A 16,363-nucleotide genomic window follows, 5' to 3' on the forward strand; every position below is an offset into this window, starting at 1 on the left:
GTGACAGGCGTGGCTACCTCAACGCCGAACCACTCGCGGCGCGGACGTCGCCGTCTTGGCGGGCAGACCTGAGCCGCGCACCGTCACCCTCACCGACAGTCGCTTGCCTCGGTCGGCCCGGGTGACGCGATAGGTGGTCTTGCTGGCGGAGCGGATCGGCTTGCCGCTGCGCAGCCACACCACCTTGGTGGCGCTGGGTGAGGGCGACCAACGCCCGAGGCTGGCGCGCACCTTCCGGCCCACCGCGACCTTGCCCAGCACGGCCGGCTTGGCCAGCATCGTGAACGACGGAGCGGGGGCCGAAGCGGGGGCGGGAGCAGGCGCGGGCGCCGGCGCCGGTCCAGCGCCGGCGTCCGGACTGATGGCAGCCGGTGACCAGAACGGCTCGGTGGCGCCCGGGACGAGCAGCCACGCCGCGTTCGTCTCGCAGGTGGCGCCGATCGTCATGACCGAGACCCCCTCGACCTCAGCGGTGGCGAACGCCGAGCCGTCGGGGGCAGCGGTCGGGTCCGAGAGCTTCGCGTCCTCGTTGGTCGCGCAGTCCGGACTCGGCGTCGCCAGCGTGGCGGGGTCGCCGGACCGCGGGTCGCCCGCAATCTTGTAGGTGAAGATCCTCGCGGCGGACCCGTACCCCCGCCTGGCCACCAGCACGCGACCGTCGCGCGAGACCCAGCCGTCGCCGAGGTCGGTGTCCGAGGAGAAGATGTCGCGGTCGTCGAACCAGTGCTGCGGGCTCCCCCCGACGTCTTGGAGCATCATCTGGCTCCCGTAGCCACCGTGCACCATCAGCCGGGTGTTGCTCACCCAGCTCGGGTCCCCGAAGTAGGACGTCGTCGTCGGCGGGGTCAGCACGGACGCCGATGTCACACCGGTGACCGCTCGGGTTCCACACTCAGCAGCGACCGGACACGTGGAGCTCGTGGTGGACCACGCGATCCTTGTGCCGTCGGGCGAGATGGCGACGCTGACGGGCACGCCGTCCTGCGGCTGGCCCACGGAGTTCGTCAGCGGTGGCGGGTCCATCGTGTTGAGGACAGTGCCGTTCTGCTTGAGCCGGACGATCTCTTGGCCCTTGCCTACAGCGATGGTGCCGTCGTCGGTCATGCTGGGTGAGTAGTACTGCGAGGCGAAGGTGCCGTCCTTGGTCACCTGCACGAGCCCGGTGCCGTCCGGCCGGACGAGCCAGACGTTGTAGTCCTTGAGCAGGACGATGCTTCCAGGCAGGTTCGTCGCGCTGGACGGGATGGTCGCTTGCGCGTGAGAGGGGCTTGTAGGAGCCGCTACAGCCGCCAGGGTGGCGGTCAGGGTCGCGGCGGCCAGCGCCATGATGGCGGATTGGCGGGTGGGCATGGATCCTCCGGACGTCGGTGATGTCGTAGGCGACGGGATGTCGCACCTGGATCGTGGCGGCGCGGCTGTCCCGGTTGGCAGGGGCGGGTGTCCCGTCTTCGGCCCGGATACGAGCAGTGACACCTGTCCCTGTCGCTCGGGACGCCAGGAACCTCAGGCTCAACCCGAGCCGCGACAGTCGCGGCCATCCAGACTCAGAGGAACCACCGTGAACCGTCGTCCGTCCTTCCAGATGCGTGCCGCCCTGCTGCTCGGCACCGCCACCTTCTCCTGCACCCTTCTCACCTCCTGCTCGGACTCGGAGGCAGCGGAGACGAGCGGGAGCGAGCCCGTCGCCGAGGCCTCCGCCGAGCCCGGCTCCACCGACTCCGGCGACATCTCGGAGGCCCAGCTCGAGTCCGGGGTCCCGGCCGAGTGCCTCGAGGCCTTCCCCGTCGCCTTCGGCGAGCCCGACCTCGCCGCGGCCACCCTGCTGCCGGCCGACTTCCCGGCGGAGGCCGTCGACGGGACGCTGTGCCAGACGGCCGCCACCGGGAGCGGCGTCCAGGTGGTCGACTGGGCCACCGACGCGTCCGGCGCCGAGGTGCTCGACGCGCTCGAGACGGCCCTGCCGTCGTCGTACTCCGTCACCCGCGAGGACAAGGGCATGGGCGAGCAGCTCGACGGGACCGCCGGCGACGTCTACTTTACCGTCGTCACGCGCCCGGGCGCGTGGACCCTCCAGCTGGGACCCGCCTGATGGGCGCGGGCGCGTTCGCGCGCGTCGCCGCCGCCCTGGCTGCGGGCGTCCTGACTGCGCTGCCCCTCAGCACCCTGCCGGCCGAGGCGGCCGCGCTGCGCTGCCTGGGCGAGCGCCCGACCCTCGTCGGCACTCCCGCCGGCGACGTCCTCATCGGAAGCGACGGCCCCGACGTCATCTGGGGCGCCGATGGCAAGGACACGATCAAGGGCGGTGGTGGCGAGGACGTCATCTGTGGCGGTGCCGGCAAGGACACGATCGACGCAGGACCCGGGTCCGACGGGGTCAGCGGTGGTGGCGGCGACGACACCATCCGGACCGGCGGCGGACAGGAGGACCAAGCCTGGGGTGACGGCGGCATCGACACGATGACGGCGGAGTCCGCGGGCGCCAGTCTCGCCGGCGGCACCGGCAACGACATCCTTCTCGCCAAGGCCAAGGACGTCGGGCTGCTCGGGGAAGAGGGCGACGACAAGATCCGTGCCGAGAAGCCCGGCGCCATGATTGACGGAATGTGGGGCAACGACCGAATCGTCCTGCTCAAGCCCAGCGAGCTGGTCACCGGCGGTCCGGGCATCGACACGATCCGCGGGTCCAACGACGGCGATGGGAGTCCGGAGCAGCCGGTCCTCGGCGGTTCGGGCAACGACATCATCTTCATGAACGCGGGCACGGACTTCGTCGACGGCGGCGAGGGCGACGACAGGATCGACTTCGGCACCGGCTACGACGGTTTCGCCAGGGGTGGGCCAGGTGTGGACACGATGAGCTCGGCCACCATCGGATCCGCTCTCTACGGCGAGGGCGGCGCCGACGTGATGGTCGCCCGGGCTCCAGGCATGCTCATGGCCGGTGGTGAGGACGACGACACCATCACCGGGAGCAGGCACAACGACACCATCGACGGCGACGCCGGCGCGGACACCATCCACGCGGGAGAGGGCACCGACGAGGTCAACGGCGGAGATGGCGGCGACCGCATTGTCGTCAACGGCGGCGAGAAGCACAGGATCGAGGCCGGCCCCGGTGACGACACCGTCGACTACGGGCCAGCATTTGCAGGAATCATCGACGCCGGGGGCGGCAACGACGTCGTGCGCTCCATCGCCGAGGGCGTCGGCATCTTCGGCGATGAGGGCGACGACAAGGTCCTGGTCACCGGTGCCGGGTCCTTGATGGTCGGCGGCCCGGGGAACGACACGCTCGAGGGGAGCCCGTTCGCCGACCACGTCGAGGGGGCCGAGGGCAACGACACCATCACGCTCAACGGCGGTGACGACACCGACGTGGACGGCGGCGCGGGCAACGACAGCATCGACGGCGGCGCCGGCAACGACGTCCTCGCCGGCAGCGGCGACGACGACGGCCTGCTCGGGGGTGAGGGCGACGACCAGCTGTTCGGCGGCGAGGGCAAGGACACCTGCGTGGGTGGCGCCGGGCACGACACGTGCAACGGCGGCCCGCTCGGAACCGACGGGCTCAGCCCCGACGACCCGGACACGTGCGGTGACGACGTCGAGGTCAAGCGCAACTGCAGGGGAAACCCCCGCGAGCGGTGGTTCGGGCAAGCCTCCGGCACGCTGAGCTTCGGTGGGGTCAAGGAGACCTGGTCGACGTCATACACCCTGGAGACGGTCGCTGCAGACTTCTACTGGTCCGGTGATGCCGGCATCGCCTGGAGCGTCGGCGGTACTGACGCACAAGGCTGTTCCTACACCGGCGCAGCGACGATCCCGGGACGTGCGGGCCTCACGCTGTGGGAGGGGACGTACGCGCACGAGGTCTACCGCGTGGCGGGGACGACCGTGCCCGTCACGGTCTCCTGTCCCGGACGCCAGCCCGAGACCGTCCACTACAACCCGATGAACACCAACGCCGCGCAGGTCGACGACCAGCTCCTGGTCGAGCCCGGCCTCACGGCTGCGGGCAGTGCCAGCTACGTGCCGATGAACGCCCCTGACGGGCGGGCCGACTGGTCGTGGTCACTGTCGACCACGCCCCTCCAGCCGAGCCCGTGACGCGTTCCTCCCTGCTCGCAGCACGAGTGAGCTGAGCGCTTGCGCCCGTCGACCACCCGGTCGGCGGGCGCAGGTGCGTCGACAGCGGCGTGCAGCCCGACAGGGTCGGCTCGGGACAGCGCCGGGACATCTGACCGATGCCCCTGGGACACCGGGAGAAACAGAGTTTCAGTCATGACCACACACACCAACACCCCGTCCCCCGTCCACCTTCCTGACCTCTCCGACAGGCCCGGTCGCGGCCGGCGCTCCCTCCTGGTCGTCGCCGGCGTCCTGGCCTGCGGCGTCCCGGTCGTCTTCACCCTCAACATCACCCGCATGCTCGTGATGGGCATCGACACCGACCACCGGTTCCACCAGCTCACCGGGCAGGGCGAGATCCTCTTTGCCCTCTGGTTGCTGCCCCTCCTGGCCCTGCTCCGCGCGGGATGGCAGGGACGGCGGCCCGGCACTGCGGCGGGCTGGGCGCACCTCGTCCTCGTCGCTGCCGGTGCGGGCTGCGCCGTTGCTGCCCCCGGAGGGGGCGCACCTGCCCTCGTGGGTCTCATCGGGATCACCGGATCGTTCGTCTGGGTCGCCCTCCCGCTGCGTCCGCAGCTGCGCGTCGGGGTCCAGGTCGACCCGTTGCTGATGCCGGTCGCGCTCGCGGCCAGCGCGGTGCTCCTGCCGTACGCCGTGGACCAGATCGGCCTTCAGAACGCGGCGACCACCGGCTTCCACTCCGAGAACCCGCACTACTTCGACATGGCGTGGATTGCGGTCGTCCTCGCGGCGTACGCCCTGCTCGCCGGCCTGCTCCCGGCAGCACGGGTGCTGGCCACGGGCTTCGTCGTCGCGATGGTCTGGCTCGGCTCCGCCGGTCTCGCTCTGGGCGAGAGCACCGCCTGGTCCCTGTCCTTCCTGGTGGTCGGCGTCCTGACTGCGGCGGCTTCGGTCGTCGTACGTCGCCAGACTCCCCGGAACTGACGTCGAGCAGTGTCGATCACACCTACAATCCGCCACGTGCAGCCAGCGTCGCCACCCCGGTCACGCCCCGTGACCGCGGGCGCGGCGCTGGCCGCGGTTCCCGGGATCGGCGGTGGAGTCCTCGCCCTCGTCCTCGCCGCTTGGCACGGCACGTGGGACCTGGCGGTGGACGGGCAGGTCCCGGTCGATGCGGTCGTGGCCATCGCCTACCCGATGACGGCCCTGGTCGTGCTGAGTTCCTCGGCGCTGCGCCGCGGCGCGCGCGCCCTCGCATGGATCCTCATGGTGGCCGGGGGTTGCTCCGGCGTGGCCACGCTCTCCACAGTGGTCGCGCAGGTCGCCACCGAACCGTCGACGGCGACCGACGTCGCCGTGCTGCTGCTCAGCAGCGTGTGGGTGCCGGGGTTCCTGTCCCTGCTCACCCTCGTCCCGTTGTTCTACCCCGACGGCCTGCTGCCCGGGAGGCTGTGGCGCCTCGCTGCCGGCGCGGCCGTCATCGGCATCGCGCTGCTGACCCTGGGCCTGGGCCTCTACCCGGAGACCTTCGAGGGCCGCATCCGGCTGCCGAAGCCGGTGAGCCACCTCGGCATTGCGCAGGGACTCACGTACGCCGGCGCGGCGCTGCTCCTGCCGGCGGGTCTCGCCGGCGTGGCCTCGCTGGTCGTGCGACTCGTCCGGACCCGGGGTCTGGCGCGACGCCAGGTGATCGTCTTTCTGGCCGCTGCGGCGCTGCTCATCGCGGTCACCGTCACGCAGGGGTCGCTGCCGTCCCCGGTCGACATCCTCGCCCAGGCCGTCGCCGCAGCGATGGTCCCCATCGCAATCGGCGTCGCCATCACCCGGCACGGGCTCTACGAGATGGACGTCGCCGTACGCCGGTCGCTCGTCGCCGTCAGTCTCGGTACGTGCCTCGCGGGGGCCTACCTCACCCTGTTCGCCCTGCTCCAGGCGCTACCCCGACACGAGTCCGCGCTGAGTGCAGCTGTTGCCGCGGGCCTCACGGGCGCCATCATGCAGCCGCTCGCGAAGCGGCTGACCGCCGGGGTGGACCGCATGTTCTACGGCGACCGAGCCGATCCGTTCGCGGTCACGAGCGCTCTTGCAGGCCGCCTCACCGAGGCCGGCCTCGACGTCGCCCTGGTGCCGCAGGTCCTCTGCGACACCGTCGTGGAGACGCTGCGGCTGCCTGCGGCCCGGGTGTGGCTGGCTGGTGACAGCAGCGACCGGCCGGTTGCCACCGCGGGCGCGGTCGGTGACGAGCCGCCCGCCGAGTTCGAGCTGCGGCACCGCGGTGACGTCGTGGCCGAGCTCGACGTGTGGCCCCGCGCCGGCGAGCAGGGGCTGCACCCCCGAGACGAACTGGTGGTGCGCGGGCTCGCCGACCAGGTGGCGCCTGCCGTCGCTGCGGTCCAGCTGCACCGGCAGCTCCAACGCAGCCGCGAAGCCCTGGTCGCCGCGCGGGAGGACGAACGCCTCCAGCTCAGGCGCGACCTCCACGACGGGCTCGGGGCGACCCTGGCCGGCCTCCGTCTACAGGTCGAGACCGCGCAGTACCTGTCCGACCAACCGGACGTCGACGGCCTGCTCGGCTCAGCGGGCGACGGTGTCGCCCAGGCCGTGGCCGAGGTGCGCGCGATCACCGACGGGCTCCGGCCCGCCGCCCTCGACGAGCTGGGGCTCGCCCGCGCCCTGTCCGCACTCGCCGACCGCGTCCGGGCTCCTGGTCTCGAGGTCGAGGTCGACATCGCCGAGCACGTCGCTGCTGCGCCGGCCGTCGAGGTCGCCCTGCACCGCATCGCCGCTGAGGCGCTAGCCAACGCCGTCCGGCACTCCGGCGCGCGTCGCCTGTCGTTGCGCGTCCGCGACGGCCGTCACGTCGAGCTGCACGTCAGCGACGACGGCGTCGGCCTGAGAGCTGGTGCTGACGCCACTGCCGGGTCGGGCCTCGGTCTGGCCTCGATGCGGCAGCGCGCGGAGGAGGTCGGCGGCACCCTCGAGCTGCTCACCTCCGACTCGGGCACCACCGTCCATGCATTGCTGCCGCACTCCGTAGGAGACCTCACATGACCACCGTCCTGCTCGTCGACGACCACCCGCTCTTCCTCGACGGCGTCCGGGCTGCGCTCACAGGCGCCCCCGACGTCGAGGTGGTCGGGGAGGCTCACGACTGCCGGGAGGCCGTGGAGAAGGCGGCCGCCCTGCGTCCCGACGTCGTCCTCATGGACCTCAACCTCCCCGACGGCTCCGGCATCGACGCCACCCGCGACATCCTGGCGGCGGCACCCGAGACGGGGATCCTGGTGATCACGATGTCGGACGACGACGACGCCGTGGTCGCGGCGATGCGAGCGGGCGCTCGCGGCTACGTAGTCAAAGGGGCCGGGCGCACGGACCTGCTCCATTCCGTGGCGACGGTCGCTGCCGGAGGGGCCGTCTTCAGCCCAGCGGTCGCAGCCCGGCTCGGTGGCTACTTCAGCGGCTTGGCGGCCCAGCCCGGCCGCGAGATGTTCCCCCAGCTGAGCGATCGCGAGCGCGAGGTCCTCGACCTCGTCGCCCGCGGCTTCGACAACCGCCGGATCGCCCGCGAGCTCTTCCTGTCCGAGAAGACCGTGCGCAACAACGTCTCCATGCTCCTCGGCAAGCTCGACGTCACCGACCGGGCCGAGGCGATCGCCCGGGCCAGGCGGGCGGGGCTGGGTCAGGAGCCCGGTTGAGGCCCGACCCCGTCCGATAGCGTCCGACCTCATGGACGACCACGCCCCGCACCAGGCGTACGCCGCACTCAGCGACTCGGTGTTCGCGCTGTACGAGGCCGGGCAGCAGCGGGAGGCACTGAACCTGCTCGACGGGGCGGGCCCCGAGCTGCTGCCGTGGCGCTCGGAGCTGGCGCACCTCAGGGCGTGTCTCCACGGCTCGCTGGGCGAGCCTGACGCGGCGCTGGCGACGCTCGACGGGGCGCACGCCGCGGGCGGGTGGTGGGACCCGGAGATCCTTGTCGAGGACGACGACCTGTCAGCCCTGACGGGGCTGCCGGAGTTCGTCGCGCTGGTCGAGTCGTCGCGGGAGCGCTGGGCACGGGCCAACGCCGAACCGGACCGCACGGGCGACCGTCTCGCGCTGCCGTCCGGACGAGCGCGCGGGTTGGTCGTCGCGTTGCACGGGGCCGAGGAGGACGCGGACGACGCGCTCGCCGCGTGGGGTCCGGCGACGGACCTCGGCTTCGTCGTGCTCGCCGTACGGTCGTCGCAACGGACCTCACCCTGCTACCGGTCCTGGCCCGACCAGGAGCGAGCGGGCGCGGAGATTGCCGACGCTCTGGAGACGTTGCCGGCGGAGGCGCGCGACCTGCCCGTCGTCGCTGGCGGTTTCTCCGCGGGCGGTCGGGTGGCAGTCCAATGGGCGCTGTCCGGGATGCCGTGTGCCGTCGCCGGCGTGGTCGCCGTGGCGCCTGCCGTGCGTGGTGACCTTGCGCCATCGCACCAGGCGGCCCTCGACCCCGCGCTCCTCGTCGTCGGGTCCGACGACGATCTCCGCGACGACGTCGTCGCCGCGGGCCGACGCCTCGCTGGATTCACTGCGGACGTCGTCGAAGGACTCGCTCACCGCTTCCCGAAGGACTTCGCCGGGCGGCTGGCGACGGCGCTGGGGCCGTTCGGCTGAGAGCGCCGGTCGCTCCGCGACCAGAGGAGAAATGGTCGTCGCCCGGGCTCCCCGGACAGGGAACCCGGGCGACCGGTGCTCGGCGGACGAAACCCGCTCACGCGAGGGGCCTCCACCCCGCTGCGAGTGCCATGTCGTGGCGACTGCGGCGCGGGACGTCGCTCGGCGCCTCGAGGACGCCGTCGCGACGCAGGACGTGTGGACGGATCCGGCCGGAGCTCCTGCTCGTGCGGTTGATGGTGCGGTTGATGGTACGGACGTGCTTCATTCGAGGTGCTCCTGTCGTGGTGTCCGCGACCGTTCGCGGAACGACTCCGAGCCTCGGGGTCCCGAGGTCCCGAGGGACAGGGACACCGGTCACCTGTCGGGCGGGACGCCGAGGGCGACAGCGTCAGCGCCCGAGCCCCGCCTCGCGCGCCTTGACGATCGCCTCCGGACGACCGGCGACGTCGATCTTGGCGAAGATGCTCGACACGTAGTTGCGGACCGTTTTGTCCGACAGGAACAGGCGTCGGGCGATGTCGGTGTTGGACGTGCCCTCGGCGATGAGCGCCAGCACCTCGCGCTCCCGCTCCGACAGCGACGGGAAGGGCTGCGCGGACGAGCCCCCGCCGCCGGCGAAGAAGCCCCGGAGGCGGCGGGCGATCTCGGCGCCGTACACAGCCTGGCCGGCCGCCACGGATGCGAGGGCCCGCGAGATCTCCTCCTGGCCGGCGCCCTTGAGTAGATATCCCAGTGCGCCCGCCTGGATGGCGGCGAAGACGGCTTGGTCGTCCTCGACCATCGTCAGGACGAGCACCTTCACGTCTGGCTGCAGGTCAGTCAGCCGCTTCGTTGCCTCCACACCTGACACGCCGGGCATCTGGAGGTCCATGAAGACGACGTCGGGTCGGTGCTCGACGACGGCTGCGACGCCGGACTCCCCGTCCCCCGCTTCGGCGAGGACGGTGACACCGAGGTCCTCCAGCAGAGTCCGCAGCCCCTGTCGAAACATCGGGTGGTCGTCGACCAGCACGACTCGCAGGTCCTTGATCATGACTGCCTCACTTCCTCGGTGGTACTGGTCAGGGAAGGCACGTCGTCCGGGCCAGCGGCCGGAGCGTGGGGGGCGTCGTACGGCAGCCAGGCTCGTACGCCGGTCCCATCGGTCGTGGTCTCGACGTTGCACCACCCGCCGAGCTCGGCGGCCCGCTCGCGCATGGAGGCGAGCCCTACTCCCGGTGTCAGCTCGGCGGGCAGTCCGCCCCCGTCGTCGCGCACGTGCACCTTCAGCCCGGCGTCCCCTGCCGCGAGCGACAGGTCGACCCGGGACGCGTCTGAGTGGCGAACGGCGTTGTTCACTGCCTCCGCCGCGATCCGGTAGGCCGCGACCTCCACCGCAGCGGGCAGCTCGTCGAGCCGCCCGGTCGCGTGGACGTCGATCTCGGGGCCGCCGGCGGTGAGCGTGGACACCAACCCCTTCAGTGCCCCGACCAGGCCGAGGTCGTCGAGAGCGGGCGGTCGCAGGTCGGCGACCAGTCGTCGCACGTCCGTCACGGCCGAGCGCGCCTGCTCCGCGGCGGCCCCGGACAGCTCAGCCGCCCGGTCGCCGTCACCTCGAGCCAGCGCTGACCGCACGACGTCCAGCGCCATGACCACCCCGGCCAGCAGCGGCCCGAGCCCGTCGTGCAGGTCGCGGCGCAAGCGCCGGCGCTCGTCCTCGCGCGCCTGGACCAGCTGGGTGCGCGACTCCTCGAGCGCACCTGACAGACGGACGGCGTAGGCCGCCGCCGAGAGCGGTCCGGCCACCGCCTGCAGAGCGCGCGCGTCCGCCCCGGTCGGCGGCGCGGGCCCGTCGACGGTGGGCGCGTCACGTCCGGGCGCCCGGACGACTCGCAGCTCGCCCACTTGCCGTCCGTGCAGCTCAAGGGGCACGGTGGCGGCAGTCGCGGCCTCGCCGGCCCGTTCCTCCACCTCGGAGCCATCTGGCATGCGGACCAGGACGCTGACCCCGCGGAGCCTGAGGCCCGAGCGGACTGTCTCAACGCCGGCAGCCAGTGCCTCCCGCGGCGTAGCGGCCTCTCGGAGCGACTGGTCCACCGCCTGGATCAGGGCGTACGGGTCGCCGCGCAGTCCGTACAGCAGGCGGTCCACCAGGCGTTGCAGACGGACCCGGGCGGGGTGGAAGGCGGTGGCAATGGCGAACGCGGCGACAAAGGGCACGGCGCCCTCGGACGTGCCGACGAGGGCACCGACCCAGCCGATCAGCGCGACGTACAGCAACGCGGCACCGGCGACGAGCAGCACCGCGACAATCGTGCGGTTCACCAAGAGGTCGAGGTCGTAGAGCCGGTAGCGCAGAGCCGCCACGGCGATCCCGGCCGGGACGAGCAGGACCACGAGGTTGGCCCACCCCGACGGCACCACGACGATCGCCAGGACCGTGAGCGCCACGGCGTACCCCACCCAGCCGACCTGTCGCCGCTCGACGCCGTCGGCTCGGCGCACGCGGACAACGACCGAGGCGATGGCGATGACCAGCGGTGCGGCCATACCGAGCTGGACCGCCGGTTGCACCACCTCCGCGACCGGACCCACTGCCTCGACCCCGAGCGGGTTGTCGATGCCCGGGAAGAAGTCGAAGGGTCCTGGTGTGAGCGCGATCGTGACCACGCCGACGAGGCCCAGGACGGCCGCGCAGACCAGCGACCATCGCCAGCCGCGCGCAGGGAGGGGACGGCCGTGGGGCACGACCTGCGGGAGGACTGTCGAGACAACGAGCCAGGACGGCAGCCACGCCCAGCTGGCCACCCAGGCGGTGGCTGCGGCGAAGCCGGCGCCCGACGGCAGTACGGCGGAGTCGTCGCCGCCCAGCGCGTACGCCGTCCAGGACAACGCGGAGATGTAGACGGCCGACGCCGCACCGACCGCGAGCAGCAGCCAACCCATGCGGCGGGCCGGCGGGTGCGCCACCAGCAGCGCGCCGGTGATCGAGAACGACGTCGCAACGACCACTTCGGGGGTGCGGATCAGCTGCTCGAGGTAGCCGAGGCCGCTCACCACAGGGAGCGCCACCGCGAGAGCTGCCAAGGCGACGGCGAGGACGGCCAAGAGCCGGGCCGCCGTCGCGGCAACCCGGCTCCCGTCGCGATCCGCAGCCACCTGCTCACCGTAGGGGGCCGGATCGGGAGGTGTCAGGCGTTCTTCCACGCCCGCGCACCGTCCTGGAGGACGTGGTGGGCCAGCCCGACCGCACCGATGAAGTACAGCCAGTGCGGGTCGACCGGACCGACGGCGCCGATCGTGAAGTCGAGCACGATGAACACGAGCCACGCCCCCGGGATCCACCGAGGCACTCCGGCTCCCCTGACCAGCAACCCGATCGTCAGCACGAGCATGCCGATCACGGTCCCAGCCATGAAGGGCAGGGCGAAGAGCACGCCGAGCAAGGGGTCCTGCTGCTGGCTCTGCATCCACGTCGCGGCGGCCAGCCCGGCCTCACCGTCGAGGAGCGCCCGGATCTGCACGAGTCCGGTGAGCTGGAGGCCGAGGAAGCCCCACATGCCCAGGACGAGGAGCGTCCCGGCGATGCCTCCGGCACGGCGCGCCCGCCTGGTGAGCAGGTGCGCTGCGGCGACGAAGCCGAGGGCCATGAACGGCAGGGCGACCGTGCCGGTCACGGACATGGCCGTCACGAGGGTGGGGCTGTCGGAGGCGAGGGCCACCATGTCGTCGATCGTCTCGGGCCGTCCGCCCAGCAGCTGCGTCATGACCGCCTGAGCAGTGTTGCCGGCAGCTCCGAGCACCAGCGCCGTGGCGGCGAAGGCGGCGCCGAAGGGGCGCACCGCGGTCTTCGTGGACGGCGCCACTGTGGCGTCGGCGGGGGTGGTGCTGACCGGCGCGATGCCGGCGGTGGTGCTGTTCATTGCTGTCTCCTTGGTCTGTGCGGCGGTTCATCCGCCGGCAAGGAAGACATTTCCGCGACGCGTGTCCTAGGCACTCGGTAGCGGTGTCCTGACCTCGCTGGGACATCGCAAACGGTGGGCGGGTTCTCGGAATCATCCGTGCGCGGCAGCGGGAACGCCGGCATCGCGTCGGGGCAGGTACTGCCAGCGGTTGGATCCCTTGACCTCGACAACACCGCGACCGCGGTCGCGGTGCCGGCGGTGTCGCCGTCGACCCGGATAATTATGCGAGCTGATGAACAAGAGGCGGTCGCCGAGTTTAAGTACTTGCTGCCGCTGGGCGTTACCCGGGATGTCACAGCCATCGGTGCGGCAGACGTCTTGGCTCAGGTGTTCGGAAGCGAAACATGCGCAGGTAATCGCCTACCGAGACATGTCAACTACTTCTCCTGCCTACTCGCGCGACCAGACGAGTGCCGTCAGGTTCTTCGAATGGCCGCGGCGGCTTCGACCCTGGCCGGGCGAGTACGAATCTGAACACGCTGCTTGGCGTCCTTAACACCGGCGGACTCGCGTCATACCGCCGCCTATCAGCCTGTCGAGCGGGTAGCGTCACTTGCTCCGCTACTCGAGGTTCCTGAGGTTGCTGTTGTGCCTGCGTTCCTACGTATGACCCCCACCCGGTTCGCCGCTGCGCTGGCGATGGTGCTCCTAACCCTCTGCCTCTCTGCGGCGTCGGCGAACGCCGACGAGCCATACCCGCCGTCTGGGACCTTCGCGACCACTAATGCGCAGTTGAAGGAGTCTGGGTGCTTCTACCACCGATACACTCTCGCCTTCGACTCCGGACCGATGACTGAGGAATGGGGCATCTCCATTCGAGTGCTCGCTCCCGATGGGACCCTCGCAGACATTGCCTCTCGGCTCGGCAGCAACTGGTCGCGAGGCACACTCGCAGAGGACATACTCCTGTGCTCGTCCCTAGATCAGCCAGGGACTTACACACTGACCGGCTTCATCACGACCTGGCCGGGCGACGTCGACACCGCATTCCCGCCGCTGACCTTCGAGGTCCTACCAGTACCCGTCGCTGACGTGACGGGAACTGTCGCCAAGCGCGCTACGGCAGGTGGCGCCAAACTCATTTTCAGGTCTGCGCCGACGCCCACCGGGTACGTGCAGGGCAGGCGCCTCACCTGGAAGATCACCTATGACGGTCGTTCCAAAAGGATCGTCCAGTACGCCGGCGAACGCGACGTGCTGCGCTTGACATTCCGGCCCGGGACCGGCAAGCACCCCATCCGCGTCTACAGAAATGGCGCCCGCGTGCTCAAAGTGGTTGTGCGTAACTAGAAGGTCCGGCGAGGTGGCAGTTGACGGTCTCAGCGCGCTTCGACGCATCTAGTCACGGTCGAATTGCACCCGTTAGACATCCGGCGTGCCGCGCTGAGTGCGTCACTCTCCGGATGCTTGGGGCGCACACCTGACGCCTAGGACCAGTGGTCGTACAAACGTTGGCGATCCTCGTTCGGCGCTCCCTCGTAGTCGGCGCCTACTTCCAGCGTCTCTGCATTCACAACGAGTGGAGCCAGAGACGGCTCGCCTCTGAGGCGGCAATCCTCGGAGATTACGTCCAGGAGGCGGCCCATGCCGTTCGGCGGATGACTCAGCTGAGCCGACGCTTTCAGCTCGCCGTAGGTGATGGTCTGTCCACGCCGAGCGACATCGATGAGCTCATCCCTCACCCGTTGCCCGACATCGGCTTGCATCTGCGTGACAGTGATCGTGCGACCCTTCATGTCGAATCGATCGCCGGGGCGCAGCAGTAGTCCCATGCCGTTCATCGTGACATCGAATGGCTCAATCTGCAGCCGATGTCGGGGCTGGGGGAACGATCGAGCCGCGGCCGAGGATGCGTCCTTCCGCCGCGAGTACCTGTGGCTCCGCAAGTGATGACCGAGTAAGCGTGTTGCTGCACCGGTGGCGGTGAACCTACTGCAGCAGACCCCCCGGAGCTCCGTTGAGTGGGAACTGTCAACCGGAGGTAAGCCTCTGAGTTTCCGTGCGGCTTGGCGGGTCAGCGGGTGGCGATTCCGCCGGCGCAGCGGCCGTGTCCGTCGCATCGGCGTTCGCGACGATGATCGTCCACTCGTAGTCCGTGTAGTCCAACAGGCAGGGCTTGATGCCCAGGCGATGCATCAATGCACGGCGTTCGGGGCCGGGGGGCAGCATGTAGGGACTCTGATCGGACATGGCCTCACTCGTTCATTGCGTGGACTGGGTTACGGAGTTCGCACTCAAAGTCCGCGTGCGACACCCATTTATCGGCGAGGTCCAGGCCGGGATCAAGCGTATGAACGATAGCTCCGCCTCACGCCACCCCTGAGGACGAGGCTCGGCCGCCTCGCAAGAGCAACCGGCACGCGGGCGTCCCTCCGACAACCAGTGCGCCTAAGGGGCCTACGAGCGCTACCTAGTCGTCCGGATCTGCCGCGCTCCGCATCAGTCCCGCGCCCGACTCAGAGCGCGTGGGCGAAACTCGAGCTGTGAGGGTCCGCAGAGTTGCCTGCAGCTCCTCGAACTCTCCTGTTGCGAGGCCTAGCCGCTCGACCATGTCGCAGTGAATCGCCTCGGCGTGCCGACGCAGGGAATCACCTTTGTCGGCCAGCGACACCACGACGAAGCGCTCGTCCGCATTGTCGCGGCGGCGTTCGACGAGTCCTCCCGCCTCCATCCGCTTGAGCAGCGGGGTCAGTGTTCCGTGGTCCAGGCGAAGTTGCGCAGCGAGGTCACGGACGGTGCAGCTCTCGTGTTCCCACAGGACGATCAGCACGAGGTACTGCGGGTAGGTGATTCCGAGCTGAGCAAGGCCCGGGCGGTATGCCGCGATCACAGCGCGCGATGCGGCGTAGAGGTCGAAACACAGCTGCTCGTCCAGCGGCGGCGCCTTGATTGTCCCCATGCGCCACACTCTGCCCCATTCGTCGGTACCTTGTGCACGAGGGTTTAGTGCACAAGGCATGACGCCGCACTAGGAAGTCTGGGAGGGCACCTGTGGCCACACGAGCGACGCCGGAACTTGAAGCCGGTGGCGCAGAACCGCTGGAGCAGCTACTTGTCAGGTCCGGCGGCGGTGACATCGAGGCGTTCGCCGAGCTATACGATCGCCTAGCTTCGCGCGTCTTCGGCTTGGTTACGTGGCTGGTCCGGGACGAAGCCGCCTCGCAGCGCATCACCTGCGAAGCGTTTATCGAGGCGTGGCACCGCGCGCCGACCTACGACCCGGCCCAGTTGGGCGCCACGGCTTGGACGCTCGTCATCGCCCGCCGGATCGCGGTGAGCGCGCTCCGCCTCTCATGGCCGCCCGTGGGTCACCCTGCGCCGGCGACCTCCGTCGGCCGTTCATTCCTGCTGGCAGCCGGCCTCAACCGCGTTCAGGCCAACGCCCTTCAGTTGGCTTGGTTCGGCGGGCTCGACCACCGGCGAATCGAGGAGGAGCTCGACTCCGACGAACCGGCCACGACGCTGATCAACGAGGCGCTGGGGATGCTGGTAGCGATCGGTCCTCGGCGATGAGACCGCGTGGTACCCCGGGCGGGACCGAGGACGGCGACGGGCCGGTTCCAAGAGCGCGAAGCGGCAGACGTGGAGATCGACCATCTACGAGTCGCACGCCGCCGCCGGGCCGCCGCAGTGGCGCTACCAGCGCAGGGCGTTGATGGGGACGCGGTGGATGAAGGCGACCT

At 70.5% G+C, this 16,363-nt stretch carries 16 protein-coding genes; 8 read left to right on the plus strand and 8 right to left on the minus strand.

The window, feature by feature from the left end; genetic code table 11:
- Positions 1 to 18: 18 nt before the first annotated feature.
- Complete coding sequence (locus L2K70_RS17255; protein ID WP_236404323.1) at positions 19 to 1,350, minus strand: TolB-like translocation protein; 1,332 nt, start codon at positions 1,348 to 1,350, stop codon at positions 19 to 21.
- A 208-nt stretch (positions 1,351 to 1,558) separates the two neighbouring features.
- Here L2K70_RS17255 and L2K70_RS17260 point away from each other — a divergent pair, with 208 nt between their 5' ends.
- The 6 genes from L2K70_RS17260 to L2K70_RS17290 all read left to right on the plus strand — a co-directional run bounded on the left by L2K70_RS17260 (position 1,559) and on the right by L2K70_RS17290 (position 8,733).
- A complete protein-coding gene (locus L2K70_RS17260) occupies positions 1,559 to 2,089 on the plus strand; it encodes a hypothetical protein (protein WP_236404326.1) in 531 nt (176 codons plus the stop codon).
- Complete coding sequence (locus L2K70_RS21435; RefSeq protein WP_303645871.1) at positions 2,089 to 4,107, plus strand: calcium-binding protein; 2,019 nt, start codon at positions 2,089 to 2,091, stop codon at positions 4,105 to 4,107. Before L2K70_RS17260 ends, L2K70_RS21435 begins: the two co-directional genes overlap by 1 nt.
- Before the next feature lie 174 nt (positions 4,108 to 4,281).
- Positions 4,282 to 5,073, plus strand: coding sequence for a hypothetical protein (locus tag L2K70_RS17275; RefSeq protein WP_236404327.1), 792 nt, complete (start codon positions 4,282 to 4,284; stop codon positions 5,071 to 5,073).
- A gap of 36 nt (positions 5,074 to 5,109) precedes the next feature.
- On the plus strand, positions 5,110 to 7,140 hold the full coding sequence (locus tag L2K70_RS21780) for a sensor histidine kinase (RefSeq protein WP_236404329.1): 2,031 nt from the start codon (positions 5,110 to 5,112) through the stop codon (positions 7,138 to 7,140).
- Positions 7,137 to 7,787 carry a response regulator gene (locus L2K70_RS17285; protein WP_236404331.1) on the plus strand — a complete coding sequence of 217 codons (651 nt, stop codon included), beginning with the start codon at positions 7,137 to 7,139 and terminating at the stop codon, positions 7,785 to 7,787. The genes L2K70_RS21780 and L2K70_RS17285 overlap by 4 nt, the downstream gene beginning before the upstream one ends.
- 31 nt (positions 7,788 to 7,818) lie before the next feature.
- Positions 7,819 to 8,733: an alpha/beta hydrolase gene (locus L2K70_RS17290; protein WP_236404334.1), complete on the plus strand. Its 915-nt coding sequence runs from the start codon at positions 7,819 to 7,821 to the stop codon at positions 8,731 to 8,733.
- Between the two features lie 97 nt (positions 8,734 to 8,830).
- Here L2K70_RS17290 and L2K70_RS17295 read toward each other — a convergent pair whose 3' ends face one another.
- The 4 genes from L2K70_RS17295 to L2K70_RS17310 all read right to left on the minus strand — a co-directional run bounded on the left by L2K70_RS17295 (position 8,831) and on the right by L2K70_RS17310 (position 12,638).
- Complete coding sequence (locus tag L2K70_RS17295; protein WP_236404343.1) at positions 8,831 to 9,001, minus strand: hypothetical protein; 171 nt, start codon at positions 8,999 to 9,001, stop codon at positions 8,831 to 8,833.
- A 123-nt stretch (positions 9,002 to 9,124) separates the two neighbouring features.
- Complete coding sequence (locus tag L2K70_RS17300) at positions 9,125 to 9,769, minus strand: response regulator (protein WP_236404345.1); 645 nt, start codon at positions 9,767 to 9,769, stop codon at positions 9,125 to 9,127.
- Positions 9,766 to 11,874 (minus strand): sensor histidine kinase, encoded by a 2,109-nt coding sequence (locus tag L2K70_RS21785; RefSeq protein ID WP_236404348.1) that lies wholly within the window; start codon positions 11,872 to 11,874, stop codon positions 9,766 to 9,768. The genes L2K70_RS17300 and L2K70_RS21785 overlap by 4 nt, the downstream gene beginning before the upstream one ends.
- A 32-nt stretch (positions 11,875 to 11,906) precedes the next feature.
- Positions 11,907 to 12,638 carry a hypothetical protein gene (locus L2K70_RS17310; RefSeq protein ID WP_236404351.1) on the minus strand — a complete coding sequence of 244 codons (732 nt, stop codon included), beginning with the start codon at positions 12,636 to 12,638 and terminating at the stop codon, positions 11,907 to 11,909.
- Between the two features lie 648 nt (positions 12,639 to 13,286).
- Between L2K70_RS17310 and L2K70_RS17315 the strand changes: the two genes are divergently transcribed.
- Positions 13,287 to 13,970, plus strand: coding sequence for a hypothetical protein (locus L2K70_RS17315; protein WP_236404354.1), 684 nt, complete (start codon positions 13,287 to 13,289; stop codon positions 13,968 to 13,970).
- Positions 13,971 to 14,107: 137 nt separating this feature from the next.
- Here the strand turns inward: L2K70_RS17315 and L2K70_RS17320 are convergent, their stop codons facing one another.
- From L2K70_RS17320 to L2K70_RS17330, 3 genes are all read right to left on the minus strand, one after another.
- Positions 14,108 to 14,452 carry a hypothetical protein gene (locus L2K70_RS17320; RefSeq protein ID WP_236404356.1) on the minus strand — a complete coding sequence of 115 codons (345 nt, stop codon included), beginning with the start codon at positions 14,450 to 14,452 and terminating at the stop codon, positions 14,108 to 14,110.
- A gap of 199 nt (positions 14,453 to 14,651) precedes the next feature.
- Positions 14,652 to 14,849: a hypothetical protein gene (locus L2K70_RS17325; RefSeq protein WP_236404358.1), complete on the minus strand. Its 198-nt coding sequence runs from the start codon at positions 14,847 to 14,849 to the stop codon at positions 14,652 to 14,654.
- Positions 14,850 to 15,090: 241 nt separating this feature from the next.
- Complete coding sequence (locus L2K70_RS17330; RefSeq protein ID WP_236404361.1) at positions 15,091 to 15,579, minus strand: MarR family winged helix-turn-helix transcriptional regulator; 489 nt, start codon at positions 15,577 to 15,579, stop codon at positions 15,091 to 15,093.
- 92 nt (positions 15,580 to 15,671) lie between these two features.
- On the opposite strand from L2K70_RS17330, the gene L2K70_RS17335 reads away from it, so the two are divergent.
- Positions 15,672 to 16,193 carry a sigma factor gene (locus L2K70_RS17335; protein WP_236404365.1) on the plus strand — a complete coding sequence of 174 codons (522 nt, stop codon included), beginning with the start codon at positions 15,672 to 15,674 and terminating at the stop codon, positions 16,191 to 16,193.
- Positions 16,194 to 16,363 lie beyond the last annotated feature (170 nt).

The sequence above is a fragment of the Nocardioides potassii genome (genome assembly GCF_021648885.1).
Classification (GTDB): Bacteria; Actinomycetota; Actinomycetes; order Propionibacteriales; family Nocardioidaceae; genus Nocardioides; species Nocardioides potassii.